We start from the raw sequence: 13,624 nt of genomic DNA, 5'->3' as shown, positions 1-13,624 counted from the left end.
ATTTTTAATTATTCTGATAGATGTCTTTATACAGGCGGCTTTCGAAGCGAACCAAAGGTGCCCGACGATTTTTTTGATCTTCAGGTGGTACGGCGTAACCCGACAAGAATTGGACAAATGCCATGCGTTGCCCACTGGCGGTAGTAATAAATCCGGCCAGATTGTATACGCCTTGTAGTGCCCCGGTTTTGGCCGAAACTTTGCCATCAACACCCGCTTCATGCAGGCCACCACGATAACGTAATGTACCGTCATAGCCCGATAATGGCAGCATTGAGATAAAATTAAGTTCTTGATCATGTTGAGCTATATATTGCAAAGCTTGCATCATGGTTGCCGGCGAAATGAGATTATGACGTGACAAACCCGACCCATCCACGACAATACTGTTCCCCAGATCCACACCGGCCTTCTGGCGCAGAACCTGACGTACCGCATCGGCACCAGCGCGCCATGTGCCCGGTACACCAAATCGCTGATGACCAATGGTCCTGAACACGGTATCGGCAATCATGTTGTCAGACTTTTTCAACATGATTTTCAGTAAGTCATGTAACGGTGCTGACTGTGCTTGGGCTAGCACGGTGCCAGCGGCATTGGGGGTCGTCTGCCGGCGTAGGCTGCCGTCAATCTGAATATCCGCTTTTTTTAGTTCATCTTTCAAGATGGCACCGGCATAGCTGGCACCATTTTGTACTGCAAAGGCCAGAGGCAGCGGTTCACTGCGTTGTGTCAGGCATCCGGTAAGCGTGAATCGGTTTAATTCGCCTGGAACGACATCTAACTCGCAATACTGCGCATCTGGTGAACCTTTAGCTAAAGTACGTACTTCACTGAACATCTGCACCGGATAATAGGATGCAACTCGGATAAATGCCATGTCGCCCGGATTAGGCGCGCTGTATAGTGAGACTGAAAAACAGTTACGATCGACAATGGCCGCCGCAGGTGGGGCACTAAAACATTGTGTCATATCGTTCCACGGCCAACCGGGTGCTTTGTCGTGGCTGGCAAAAACCGACGTATCAATGATCAAATCACCTGCAACTTGTTTTACACCGGCTTTTCTTAGCGTAGCCACCATATTACGCAACTGCTGGCGTGTTAAAGTGGGGTCACCGTCAAAACGTGCAATTAAATTGCCGCGCAACACACCGTCGGTGATCGGGCCGTGACTTTCTAGTGTGGTATTGAAGCGAAAATCAGGTCCAAGCTGTAGCAAAGCGGCCAATGCGGTCAGGACTTTTTGCGTACTGGCGGGTAAGGCCATCTGCTGAGCGTGATAGTCTATTGCTGGAGTCGTAGCCCCGATTTTTTGTACTACTAACGCAAGATTTGCCCCATCAGGCAGATACTGTGTGTAATTTTCGACCTGAGCCGCATTGGCGTTAGATATGCTGATATTGATCGCAATAGCACAGGCCAATCCACTGACAATTCGTGAAAAATGCATAATTTCGGTATAACTGCTGAATAACGTGTTGCCATACTACGGTGCAACGAGGGCGAAAGTAAACGATGACCCTAAAGGAACTCTACGTTAAAATGCATATCAAAATGCAGAATTGATCCTGACTTGGGGTTTTGGCTCCGGGGTGATTTTTTTTGTTTATCGCCTGGAGGCGGGTAGGCTATCAAACTAGCCGCATTTTCATTCGAAAACGTTAGGATGACGGTTTTTTGAACAGGATAGATTTAGAGGTATTTAAAAGATGAAACAGATTCCGATGACGGTAAATGGCGCAGAGAAACTGCGTGAAGAGCTGGATTTTTTAAAAGGCGTTCGTCGCCCTAAAATTATTGCTGATATCGCCACTGCCCGCGAACACGGTGACTTGAAAGAAAATGCGGAATATCATGCAGCCCGCGAGCAACAAGGGTTCTGTGAAGGCCGGATTCAAGAAATAGAAGCAAAACTCTCTAATGCGCAGGTGATTGATATCACCAGAATGCCTAATAATGGCCGCGTTATTTTTGGTGCCACGGTTCGTGTATTCAATGTGGATAGCGAAGAAGAGCAGCAATACCGGATTGTGGGTGATGATGAAGCGGATTTTAAACAAAATCTTATTTCGGTTAACTCACCTATCGCTCGTGGCCTGATTGGTAAGGAAGTTGATGACGTCGTTGTTATTCGAACTCCAGGCGGCGAAGTAGAATATGAAATTCTTAGCGTGGATTATGTGTAATACTTGTCCATCTGAGCAGCTATTACGCGTTATTTCTCAAAAATGAAGTTGTAAAGAAAAGTAAAAGGCCGCTTGCGGCCTTTTATCAGAACAAAGTGCATGGCACCTTTTCTCTAAAACAAGCGTCATTAACGCGGTAAAATAATTTTCCGCTCTTTCGCTGGGCGATAGAGCACTAAAATATTACCGATGATTTGGACGTTAACGGCACCGGTCTCACGCACGATGGCATCAGCAATTAGGGCTTTGGTTTCACGCTCTTCAGCAGTGATCTTCACCTTAATAAGTTCATGATGTTCCAGCGTTTGTTCGATTTCAGCCAGCACCCCTTCGGTTAACCCGTTATTGCCCAGCATGACTACTGGCTTTAATGGATGGGCCAGGCTTTTCAGGTGCTGTTTTTGTTTGTTATTCAGATTCATCGTCTTTTTTGCTTAAGTTGGGATTGAAAACGGTTCATTCTACCGCCATCTCATGTGTATCACCAAATCGGTCTACGTCGATGGGGAGTTTACGCGAGCTAAGCAACAGATGCGCGGGCTCTTAATTAAGATAGTTGGAAAAAGAGATGTCTAATAAAAAGCGTTCGGCTAGCTCTAGTCGCTGGTTACAAGAACACTTTAGCGATAAATATGTAATTCAGGCACAGAAAAAGGGGCTACGCTCTCGCGCCTGGTTTAAACTTGATGAAATACAACAGAACGATAAACTTTTTAAACCCGGTATGACAGTAGTCGATTTAGGCGCTGCACCCGGCGGTTGGTCCCAATATGCAGTAACCCAAATAGGCGGTAAAGGGCGGGTCATCGCATGTGATCTTCTACCAATGGATCCTATCGTTGGTGTCGATTTCCTTCAGGGCGATTTTCGTGATGAACTAGTCCTGAAAGCTTTACTTGAGCGTGTTGGGGATAAAAAAGTTCAGGTGGTCATGTGTGATATGGCCCCGAATATGAGTGGTACTCCGGCAGTCGATATACCTAAATCAATGTATCTGGTTGAATTAGCTTTAGATATGTGTCGTGATGTACTTGCGCCAGGCGGAAGTTTCCTGGTGAAGGTGTTTCAGGGAGATGGCTTTGATGAATACCTACGGGAAATTCGCTCCCTGTTTACGAAAGTTAAGATTCGTAAGCCAGACGCTTCTCGTGCGCGATCGCGTGAAGTGTACATTGTAGCGACAGGGCGGAAACTGTAGTACCCTAACGCTGTTTGTTAACACAGTTGTAATATGAGGTTAATCCCTTGAGTGACATGGCGAAAAACCTAATTCTCTGGTTAGTTATTGCAGTCGTACTGATGTCTGTATTCCAGAGCTTTGGACCCAGCGAATCGAATGGCCGTAAAGTGGATTACTCTACTTTCATGTCCGACGTAACCCAAGAACAGGTTCGTGAAGCGCGTATTAATGGGCGTGAAATTAACGTCAGTAAGAAAGATAACAGCAAATATACGACTTTCATTCCGGTCAACGATCCAAAGCTGTTAGATACCTTATTGACTAAAAATGTGAAAGTTGTTGGTGAGCCACCGGAAGAGCCGAGCTTGCTGGCCTCTATCTTTATTTCCTGGTTCCCAATGTTGTTGTTGATTGGGGTCTGGATCTTCTTTATGCGTCAAATGCAAGGTGGCGGCGGCAAAGGGGCGATGTCCTTTGGCAAGAGCAAAGCCCGCATGCTGACAGAAGATCAAATAAAAACCTCTTTTGCTGATGTGGCCGGTTGCGACGAAGCAAAAGAAGAAGTCAGTGAATTGGTTGACTATCTGCGTGAGCCAAGCCGCTTCCAGAAACTGGGCGGTAAGATTCCGAAAGGCGTATTGATGGTTGGTCCTCCAGGGACAGGTAAAACCTTGCTGGCGAAAGCCATTGCAGGTGAAGCTAAAGTGCCATTCTTCACTATTTCTGGTTCTGACTTCGTAGAAATGTTCGTTGGTGTGGGTGCATCCCGTGTCCGTGACATGTTTGAGCAGGCTAAAAAAGCCGCACCTTGTATCATCTTTATCGATGAAATCGATGCGGTAGGCCGTCAACGTGGCGCTGGTTTGGGTGGTGGTCATGACGAACGTGAACAGACACTGAACCAAATGCTGGTTGAAATGGATGGCTTTGAAGGCAATGAAGGCATCATCGTCATCGCAGCAACTAACCGTCCAGACGTTCTTGACCCGGCGTTACTGCGTCCAGGTCGTTTTGACCGTCAGGTTGTGGTTGGTTTACCTGATGTCCGTGGTCGTGAACAGATTCTTAAAGTTCATATGCGCCGCGTGCCATTAGATACCGATATCGATGCTTCAGTTATTGCACGTGGTACACCAGGCTTCTCTGGTGCTGACCTGGCTAACCTGGTCAACGAAGCCGCGTTGTTTGCTGCTCGTGGTAACAAGCGTGTTGTTTCGATGGCTGAGTTTGAGAAAGCGAAAGATAAAATTATGATGGGTGCGGAACGTCGCTCCATGGTAATGACAGAAGCACAAAAAGAATCAACGGCTTATCATGAAGCAGGCCATGCGATCATCGGTCGTCTGGTACCTGAACATGACCCAGTACATAAAGTGACCATTATTCCCCGTGGTCGTGCGTTGGGTGTAACATTCTTCCTGCCGGAAGGTGATGCTATCAGCGCTAGCCGTCAGAAACTGGAAAGCCAGATCTCTACCTTATACGGTGGTCGTCTTGCTGAAGAGATCATTTACGGGCCGGAAAAAGTCTCTACCGGTGCATCGAATGATATCAAAGTTGCCACGTCTATCGCGCGTAACATGGTGACGCAGTGGGGCTTCTCCGAAAAACTGGGGCCGTTGCTGTATGCTGAAGAAGAAGGCGAGGTATTCCTTGGCCGTTCTGTGGCAAAAGCCAAGCATATGTCTGATGAAACTGCGCGTATTATCGATCAGGAAGTTAAGTTACTTGTCGAGCGTAACTATCAGCGTGCACGTACATTGCTGATGGAAAATATGGATGTTCTGCATACCATGAAAGATGCTTTGATGAAGTATGAAACGATTGATGCACCGCAGATTGATGATTTGATGAATCGCAAAGAAGTTCGCCCGCCAGCGGGCTGGGATGATGCGACCAAGAATAAATCATCTGACAATGACAGCACACCAAAGGCACCAACGCCGGTTGATGAGCCAAATATACCAACGCCAGGCAATTCAAATACCATGTCAGAACAGTTGGGCGATAAGTAAGTCAACTGTTGGCATCTATACTCTAAATAATTCGAGTTGCAGGAAGGCGGCAAGTGAATGAATCCCGATGAGTTGACGCCAGTCAATGATTCGGGTGAGAGAGAGCAGCTAACGCACATGCAGCTTGAAGTATACCGAGTATAAAGCGTTGTGATTAATATAAACCTCGGGCTTGCCTGGGGTTTTTCTTTTTCTAAGATATAAAATTGACGTGAACTGCCACTTTTAAGGTGCGATGACATGCATTTAACTGCCAGAGATCGGGTTCTGGATCTCTCTCTCCCACACGTTATGGGTATCTTGAATGTCACCCCGGATTCGTTTTCGGATGGTGGACATCACAATAATATTGATAAAGCATTACAGCATGCCCAATTGATGTTATCAGCAGGTGCTACGCTGATTGATATTGGTGGCGAGTCCACCCGCCCTGGTGCTGCACAAGTGAGTGAGCAGGAGGAGCTTGATCGGGTAGTGCCAGTTGTCGAGGCATTAGCCAAGCGCTTTGATACTTGGTTATCTGTAGATACCTCTAAAGCGGCGGTTATCACTGAATCTGCTCAAGCTGGTGCCCATCTGATTAATGATATCCGCTCATTACAAGAGCCAGGTGCGCTCGACGCTGCGGCAAAAACCGGTCTGCCGGTGTGCCTGATGCATATGCAGGGGCAACCGCAAAGTATGCAGCAGTCACCGCATTACGATGATTTACTGGCTGATGTAAACCAGTTCTTTGAATACCATATTGCTCGCTGTGTTGCGGCCGGTATCGCAAAAAGTAAATTGTTACTCGACCCAGGCTTCGGTTTCGGCAAAAATTTGGCGCATAATTACCAGTTATTGGCGCGACTGGCTGAACTGCATCATTTTGGGTTGCCATTGTTAGTGGGAATGTCGCGAAAATCGATGGTGGGTCAGCTATTACATGTTCCGCCACAACAGCGGGTCATCGGGAGTGTCGCTTGTGCTGTCATTGCCGCTATGCAAGGCGCACAGATTGTCCGAGTGCATGATGTCAAAGAAACTGTCGAGGCGATGCGTATCGTCGAGGCAACACTTTCAGCGAAGGGATAAATAAAAATTATGAGTAACCGTAAATACTTTGGTACAGATGGCATTCGCGGCAAAGTGGGTGAGAGTCCGATTACGCCTGATTTTGTATTAAAGCTCGGCTGGGCTGCCGGTAAGGTTCTGGCTCGACATGGTTCTCGTAAAATTATCATCGGTAAAGATACGCGTATTTCCGGCTACATGCTGGAATCGGCGCTGGAAGCCGGCTTGGCCGCCGCTGGGCTATCGGCATCATTTACCGGCCCGATGCCGACCCCTGCTGTTGCTTATCTGACCCGAACTTTCCGCGCTGAAGCGGGTATTGTTATTTCAGCGTCCCATAACCCTTTCGAAGATAATGGCATTAAATTCTTCTCAATTGATGGCACCAAACTGCCTGATGATGTGGAGGAGGCTATTGAAGCAGAAATGGAAAAACCATTAACCTGCGTTGAATCTGCCGAATTGGGTAAAGCTAACCGTATCGTGGATGCGGCCGGGCGCTACATTGAGTTCTGTAAAGGCACATTCCCGAGCGAACTTAGCCTGAAAGAGTTAAAAATTGTGGTCGATTGCGCCAATGGTGCCACCTATCACATCGCCCCAAGTGTATTACGTGAACTCGGGGCAAATGTTATCACCATCGGCTGTGAACCTGATGGCATGAATATCAATGAAGAATGTGGTGCCACGGATGTTCGCTTGCTGCAAGCGCGTGTGCTGGCTGAAGATGCACATGTTGGCCTGGCATTTGACGGTGATGGTGACCGCTTGATGATGGTTGACCATCTGGGCAACAAGGTTGATGGCGACCAGATTTTGTATATCATCGCGCGCGAAGGCTTGCGTCAGGGTCAACTGAAAGGCGGTGCGGTTGGTACGCTAATGAGTAACATGGGTTTACAGCTGGCTCTAAAAGAACTGGGTATTCCGTTTGTTCGTGCCAAAGTGGGTGACCGCTACGTACTGGAAGCCATGCAAGAGAAAGGCTGGCGCATTGGTGCTGAAAACTCAGGTCATGTAATTTTACTGGATAAAACTACCACCGGTGACGGCATTGTTGCTGGTTTGCAAGTGCTTACTGCTATGGTACGTAATCACATGAGCCTGCATGATTTATGCAGTGGCATGAAGCTATTGCCACAAATCCTGGTGAACGTACGTTTCTCTGGTGAACACAATCCTCTTAAATCTGAGGCAGTTGAAGAAGTGACTCGCCAGGTTGAAAAAGAATTGGGTGATCGTGGCCGCGTTCTGTTGCGTAAATCAGGTACCGAACCATTAATCCGCGTGATGGTTGAAGGTGATGCTGAAGAATCATTGATTGCTGAAATGGCAAACCGGATCGCAGATGCGGTGAAAGCGGCAGGTTAATGGTGTTTTTATGGGGGAGGGTGTGACTCTTTCCCCCATAAATTGCGCTGAAGTTGAATAACTTGACGCTTTTTTCTGCAAATGAACTCGTGTTGTGAAATTGCCCTTGCGTGTACTATGCGCTTTGGTTAGTATTCACACCCGCTTAAGTGGGTGAATAAGTCCCCGCTGATGGGTGAAAAGCATTTGGCATGCGGTGAATCCGCAAGGATACAGGTACAACTATGTACGAAGCTCTTCTGGTATTTTTCTTGCTGATTTCGATTGGGCTAGTTGCTCTGATCATGTTGCAGCAAGGTAAAGGCGCGGATATGGGAGCCTCATTCGGAGCAGGTGCGTCTGCAACTCTGTTCGGTTCGAATGGTTCCGGTAACTTTATGACTCGCATGACGGCTTTATTGGCGACGCTGTTCTTCGTCATTAGCTTGATTCTGGGCAATATGAGCACCAACCAGGGCCATACAGGCAGCGAGTGGGAAAACTTGGGTACGCCTGCAAAAACTGAGCAGACTACAGCTCCAGTAGCACCAACTAAGCCAAGTAGCGATATCCCGCAGTAATGTTTTGCCAGCAATAAGTAGTAACGATAGAAAAAAGTTTTAAAATGGTTGTGACGACTTAAATAGTAAAAACAACCAGTTGAATCAGTGCCGGGGTGGTGGAATTGGTAGACACGCTACCTTGAGGTGGTAGTGCCCGATTGGGCTTACGGGTTCAAGTCCCGTCCTCGGTACCAAATCAGTCAGATAACTTGCTTTTTTGTCGTTATCAACGTAATATTTGCCACGTTTTCGGACGCGGGGTGGAGCAGCCTGGTAGCTCGTCGGGCTCATAACCCGAAGGTCGTCGGTTCAAATCCGGCCCCCGCAACCACTTTCCTAAAGTGTTTTTTTTCAAATGTTGTATTCGGTAGACCTCAGATACTTTCGATTTCAATTTGAAAAAAATACTTGTCAGAAAGTTGTACCGAAGCCGCTTTGCGGCAAACAGGGTCCAGTTGCATAAAGCCCCGAATTTCGGGGTTTTTTGTTATTTGACAGCAGAATCACTGGGCTATTAGGCCCTTTTTTTATGTCTTGGGGGTGGGCTTGTCCACATTAGAACAAAAGTTAACAGAGATAATTTCAGCACCGGTTGAGGCCTTAGGCTATGAATTAGTCGGCATCGAGTTCATCCGGGGGCGCCAATCGACGCTACGAATCTATATTGATAGTGACGACGGAATCACTGTTGATGCTTGTGCTGATGTCAGCCACCAGGTCAGCGCTGTATTGGACGTAGAAGATCCAATTACGGTCGCTTACAACTTAGAAGTTTCCTCTCCGGGCCTTGATCGCCCTATGTTCACCGCTGAACACTATACTCGTTACCTCGGTGAAGAAGTCACTTTGGTTTTGCGTATGGCAATGCAGAACCGCCGTAAATGGCAGGGCATTATTAAAGCCGTTGATGGTGAAATGATCACGGTTACTGTGGATGGAAAAGATGAAGTGTTCGCGCTGAGCAACATCCAGAAAGCGAACCTGGTACCCCACTTTTAAAGTTTGGATGAGGCAACTAGGATGAACAAAGAGATTCTGGCTGTTGTAGAAGCAGTTTCCAATGAGAAATCCCTTCCGCGCGAGAAGATTTTTGAGGCGTTGGAAACCGCTCTAGCGACAGCGACCAAGAAAAAATACGAACAAGAAATTGAAGTTCGCGTCAGCATCGACCGTAAAACCGGTGATTTCGACACTTTCCGCCGTTGGGTCGCAGTTGACGAAGTTACCATGCCAACGCGTGAAATCACGTTGGATGCGGCTCAATATGAAGATCCAACCCTCCAGTTGGGTGATTATGTCGAAGACCAGATTGAATCTGTTACTTTTGACCGTATCACAACCCAAACAGCTAAACAGGTCATCGTACAGAAAGTACGTGAAGCCGAACGTGCTATGGTGGTTGATCAGTTCCGTCAGTATCTGGGCGAAATTGTTACCGGTGTGGTGAAAAAAGTTAACCGTGACAGTATTGCACTGGATCTGGGTAACAATGCTGAAGCCGTTATTGGCCGTGAAGACATGCTACCGCGTGAAAACTTCCGTCCAGGCGACCGTATCCGTGGTGTTCTGTATGACGTGCGTCCAGAAGCTCGCGGTGCTCAGTTGTTTGTCAGCCGTTCACGTCCTGAAATGCTGATCGAACTGTTCCGTATTGAAGTGCCAGAAATTGGCGAAGAATTGATCGAAATTAAAGCTGCCGCCCGTGATCCTGGCTCGCGTGCTAAAATTGCGGTCAAAACCAACGACAAACGTATCGATCCAGTCGGTGCTTGTGTCGGTATGCGTGGTGCCCGAGTTCAGGCTGTTTCCAGCGAGCTTGGCGGCGAGCGCATTGATATTGTATTGTGGGATGATAATCCAGCCCAGTTTGTTATTAATGCCATGGCGCCAGCTGATGTTGCGTCTATTGTGGTTGATGAAGACAGACACACGATGGATGTTGCCGTTGAAGCCAGCAACTTGGCACAGGCAATTGGCCGTAACGGCCAGAACGTACGTTTAGCAGCACAACTGAGTGGCTGGGAACTGAACGTAATGACGGCGGACGATCTTCAGGCGAAGCATCAGGCCGAAGCTCATGCCGCTATTGATACCTTCACCAAATATCTTGATATCGATGAGGACTTTGCCACCATATTGGTAGAGGAAGGTTTCTCTTCTCTGGAAGAATTGGCTTACGTGCCAATGAAAGAACTTCTGGAAATCGACGGTCTTGACGAAGATACGGTTGAAGCGCTGCGTGATCGCGCCAAAGCTGCATTGACCACGCTGGCCCTGGCACAAGAAGAAAGTCTTGGCGACCAAAAACCCGCTGATGATCTGCTGAACCTGGCGGGTCTGGAACGTAGCATGGCATTCAAATTGGCTGCGCGCGGTGTGTGTACGCTGGAAGATCTTGCCGAGCAGGGTATCGACGATCTGGCAGATATTGAAGGGCTTAGCGATGAGCAAGCCGGCGAGCTGATTATGGCTGCACGTAATATCTGTTGGTTTGGCGATAACGCGTAATAAACTGTAGCAGGAAGGAACAGCATGACAGATGTAACCGTAAAATCGCTGGCAGCTGAGATTCAGACCCCAGTTGATCGCCTGGTACAGCAATTTGCTGATGCAGGGATCAAGAAGTCTGAAGTAGACTCAGTTACCCAGCAAGAAAAAGAAACATTGCTGGCGCACTTAAACCGTGAACACGGTAGTGCGCCTAATAAACTCACGTTGCAACGCAAAACGCGTAGCACCTTGAATATTCCGAGCACCGGCGGAAAAAGTAAATCGGTGCAAATCGAGGTCCGCAAGAAACGCACTTATGTAAATACGCCGGAAGCTGAACAAGCTAAAGCGGAAGAGCAGGCACAGCGTGAAGCGGAAGAGCAGGCACAACGTGAAGCGGAAGCAGCAGCGCAGAAAATCGCTGAAGAAAAAGCTAAACGTGCGGCCGAAGAACAAGCCAAACGTGAGGCCGCTGAAAAAGCTAAACGCCAAGCAGCGGAAAAAGAAAAAGTGACGAATCAACAAACCGACGAAAAAATCAAGCCAGCTCAGACCGATAAAGCACGCCGTGAAGCTGAAGCTGCCGAGCTGAAACGCTCAGTAGAAGAAGAAACACGCCGTAAGGTCGAGGAAGATGCTAAACGCGTTGCTGAGGAAGCCCGTAAAATGGCAGCCGAAAACGAAGGTAAATGGCCAGCACCTGTGGCTGAGCAGACTGAGTCTGCTGACTACCATGTAACCACCTCACAACATGCGCGCGCCGCGGAAGACGAAAACGACGCCAAAGTTGAAGGTGATCGCCGTAGCCGCACTCGTGGTGGTAAAGCAACTAAGCAGAAAAAAGGCAATAAACTCTCCGAGTCTAAAGCTGATCGTGAAGAAGCACGTGCTGTTGGCCGTAAAGGCAAACGTAAACCAAGCACACTGCAACAGAGCTTCAACAAGCCTGTTGTTGCGGTTAACCGCGATGTTGTGATTGGTGAGACTGTAACAGTTGCTGAACTGGCAAACAAAATGGCTGTTAAAGGCTCTCAGGTCATCAAAGCAATGATGAAACTGGGTGCTATGGCAACCATTAACCAGGTTATCGATCAAGAAACAGCACAGATGGTTGCTGAAGAGATGGGCCACAAAGTGATTCTGCGTCGTGAAAACGAACTGGAAGAAGCTTTGATGAGCGACCGTGATACTGGTGCTGAAGCCGCAGCCGAGCACCGCGCTCCGGTTGTGACCATCATGGGCCACGTTGACCACGGTAAAACCTCTCTGCTGGATTACATCCGCTCCACGAAAGTGGCGTCAGGTGAGGCCGGTGGTATTACACAGCACATCGGTGCTTATCACGTTGAAACTGAAAACGGCATGATCACCTTCCTGGATACCCCAGGACACGCCGCGTTTACTTCAATGCGTGCCCGTGGTGCTCAGGCGACTGATATCGTGGTGTTGGTTGTTGCAGCCGACGATGGCGTGATGCCACAGACTATCGAAGCTATTCAGCATGCCAAAGCGGCGAAAGTGCCGGTTGTGGTTGCAGTGAACAAAATCGATAAGCCAGAAGCTGATCCAGACCGCGTTAAAACCGAGCTGTCTCAGTACGGTGTCCAGCCAGAAGAGTGGGGCGGTGACTCTCAGTTCATCAACGTATCTGCGAAAGCTGGTATCGGTATTGATGAATTGTTGAACGCAATCCTGCTGCAAGCTGAAGTTCTGGAACTGAAAGCAGTTCGTACTGGCATGGCAAACGGTGTGGTTATCGAATCCTTCTTGGATAAAGGCCGGGGCCCTGTTGCTACCGTGCTGGTTCAGAAAGGTACCTTGAACAAAGGTGATATCGTACTGTGTGGCTTTGAGTATGGCCGTGTACGTGCGATGCGTGACGAGTTGGGCCGTGATATCACGTCTGCTGGTCCGTCTATTCCGGTTGAAATCCTGGGTCTGTCCAGTGTTCCTGCTGCCGGTGATGAAGTGACCGTGGTTCGTGATGAGAAGAAAGCTCGTGAAGTTGCACTGTACCGTCAGGGCAAATTCCGCGAAGTCAAACTGGCTCGTCAGCAGAAATCTAAGCTGGAAAACATGTTTGCTAACATGACCGAAGGCGAAGTTTCTGAACTGAACATCGTAATCAAGTCTGACGTACAGGGTTCTTGTGAAGCTATCTGTGATTCACTGGAAAATCTGTCTACCGATGAAGTGAAAGTGCGTATTGTTGGCTCAGGCGTTGGTGGTATCACCGAAACTGACGCAACACTGGCCGCAGCTTCTGGCGCAATCATCCTTGGCTTTAACGTTCGTGCTGATGCTTCAGCCCGTCGTGTCGTTGAAACTGAAGGTCTGGATCTACGTTACTACTCAGTAATTTATAGCCTGATCGACGAAGTCAAACAGGCGATGAGTGGTATGTTGGCACCTGAGTACAAACAACAAATCATTGGTCTGGCTGAAGTTCGTGATGTGTTTAAATCACCGAAATTTGGCGCCATTGCAGGTTGTATGGTTACTGAGGGTGTGATTAAGCGTAACAATCCAATCCGTGTTCTGCGTGACAACGTGGTTATCTATGAAGGCGAGCTGGAATCTCTGCGCCGCTTCAAAGATGACGTTAACGAAGTTCGTAATGGTATGGAGTGTGGTATCGGCGTTAAGAACTATAACGACGTCCGTACTGGTGATGTGATCGAAGTCTTCGAAATTATCGAAATCAAACGTACTATCGATTAATCGCCTCAGATCTGCTTATATCCATTTGGGGGGCCTTGGCCCCCCAATTTGTCTGGAGAATCC

11 protein-coding genes and 2 tRNA genes are annotated in these 13,624 nt (G+C 48.1%); 11 read left to right on the top strand and 2 right to left on the bottom strand.

The features are described from left to right. Positions 1-4: 4 nt before the first annotated feature. A complete protein-coding gene (dacB, locus tag V2A84_RS16725; RefSeq protein ID WP_083160907.1) occupies positions 5-1,453 on the bottom strand; it encodes a serine-type D-Ala-D-Ala carboxypeptidase in 1,449 nt (482 codons plus the stop codon). 259 nt (positions 1,454-1,712) lie between these two features. Here dacB and greA point away from each other — a divergent pair, with 259 nt between their 5' ends. Next, entirely contained in the window at positions 1,713-2,189 is a 477-nt protein-coding gene (greA, locus tag V2A84_RS16720; protein WP_372568583.1) for a transcription elongation factor GreA, read from the top strand. Between the two features lie 128 nt (positions 2,190-2,317). On the opposite strand, the gene yhbY is transcribed toward greA, so the two are convergent. After that, positions 2,318-2,611: a ribosome assembly RNA-binding protein YhbY gene (yhbY, locus tag V2A84_RS16715; RefSeq protein WP_004389225.1), complete on the bottom strand. Its 294-nt coding sequence runs from the start codon at positions 2,609-2,611 to the stop codon at positions 2,318-2,320. Positions 2,612-2,757: 146 nt separating this feature from the next. Between yhbY and rlmE the strand changes: the two genes are divergently transcribed. The 10 genes from rlmE to infB all read left to right on the top strand — a co-directional run bounded on the left by rlmE (position 2,758) and on the right by infB (position 13,561). After that, positions 2,758-3,387 (top strand): 23S rRNA (uridine(2552)-2'-O)-methyltransferase RlmE, encoded by a 630-nt coding sequence (gene rlmE / locus V2A84_RS16710; protein ID WP_083160905.1) that lies wholly within the window; start codon positions 2,758-2,760, stop codon positions 3,385-3,387. A 56-nt stretch (positions 3,388-3,443) separates the two neighbouring features. After that, positions 3,444-5,384, top strand: coding sequence for an ATP-dependent zinc metalloprotease FtsH (ftsH, locus tag V2A84_RS16705; protein ID WP_442848980.1), 1,941 nt, complete (start codon positions 3,444-3,446; stop codon positions 5,382-5,384). 240 nt (positions 5,385-5,624) lie between these two features. Then, a complete protein-coding gene (gene folP / locus V2A84_RS16700; RefSeq protein ID WP_083160901.1) occupies positions 5,625-6,458 on the top strand; it encodes a dihydropteroate synthase in 834 nt (277 codons plus the stop codon). A gap of 9 nt (positions 6,459-6,467) precedes the next feature. Continuing rightward, on the top strand, positions 6,468-7,808 hold the full coding sequence (gene glmM / locus V2A84_RS16695) for a phosphoglucosamine mutase (RefSeq protein WP_083160899.1): 1,341 nt from the start codon (positions 6,468-6,470) through the stop codon (positions 7,806-7,808). A gap of 224 nt (positions 7,809-8,032) precedes the next feature. Then, entirely contained in the window at positions 8,033-8,368 is a 336-nt protein-coding gene (gene secG, locus V2A84_RS16690; RefSeq protein WP_083160897.1) for a preprotein translocase subunit SecG, read from the top strand. Between the two features lie 89 nt (positions 8,369-8,457). After that, positions 8,458-8,544, top strand: a tRNA-Leu gene (locus V2A84_RS16685). Positions 8,545-8,604: 60 nt separating this feature from the next. After that, positions 8,605-8,681: transfer RNA gene (locus V2A84_RS16680), tRNA-Met, on the top strand. 215 nt (positions 8,682-8,896) lie between these two features. Continuing rightward, entirely contained in the window at positions 8,897-9,349 is a 453-nt protein-coding gene (gene rimP, locus V2A84_RS16675; RefSeq protein ID WP_002222054.1) for a ribosome maturation factor RimP, read from the top strand. A 21-nt stretch (positions 9,350-9,370) separates the two neighbouring features. Next, positions 9,371-10,858, top strand: coding sequence for a transcription termination factor NusA (gene nusA / locus V2A84_RS16670; RefSeq protein WP_083160895.1), 1,488 nt, complete (start codon positions 9,371-9,373; stop codon positions 10,856-10,858). Positions 10,859-10,882: 24 nt separating this feature from the next. Next, positions 10,883-13,561: a translation initiation factor IF-2 gene (infB, locus tag V2A84_RS16665; protein WP_083160894.1), complete on the top strand. Its 2,679-nt coding sequence runs from the start codon at positions 10,883-10,885 to the stop codon at positions 13,559-13,561. The last annotated feature ends 63 nt before the right edge of the window (positions 13,562-13,624 follow it).

The organism is Yersinia sp. 2553 StPb PI, assembly GCF_052217105.1.
Classification (GTDB): domain Bacteria; phylum Pseudomonadota; class Gammaproteobacteria; order Enterobacterales; family Enterobacteriaceae; genus Yersinia; species Yersinia enterocolitica_E.
Note: the sequence above shows the minus strand (reverse complement) of the source record. Positions and strands in the feature narration are given on the sequence as shown.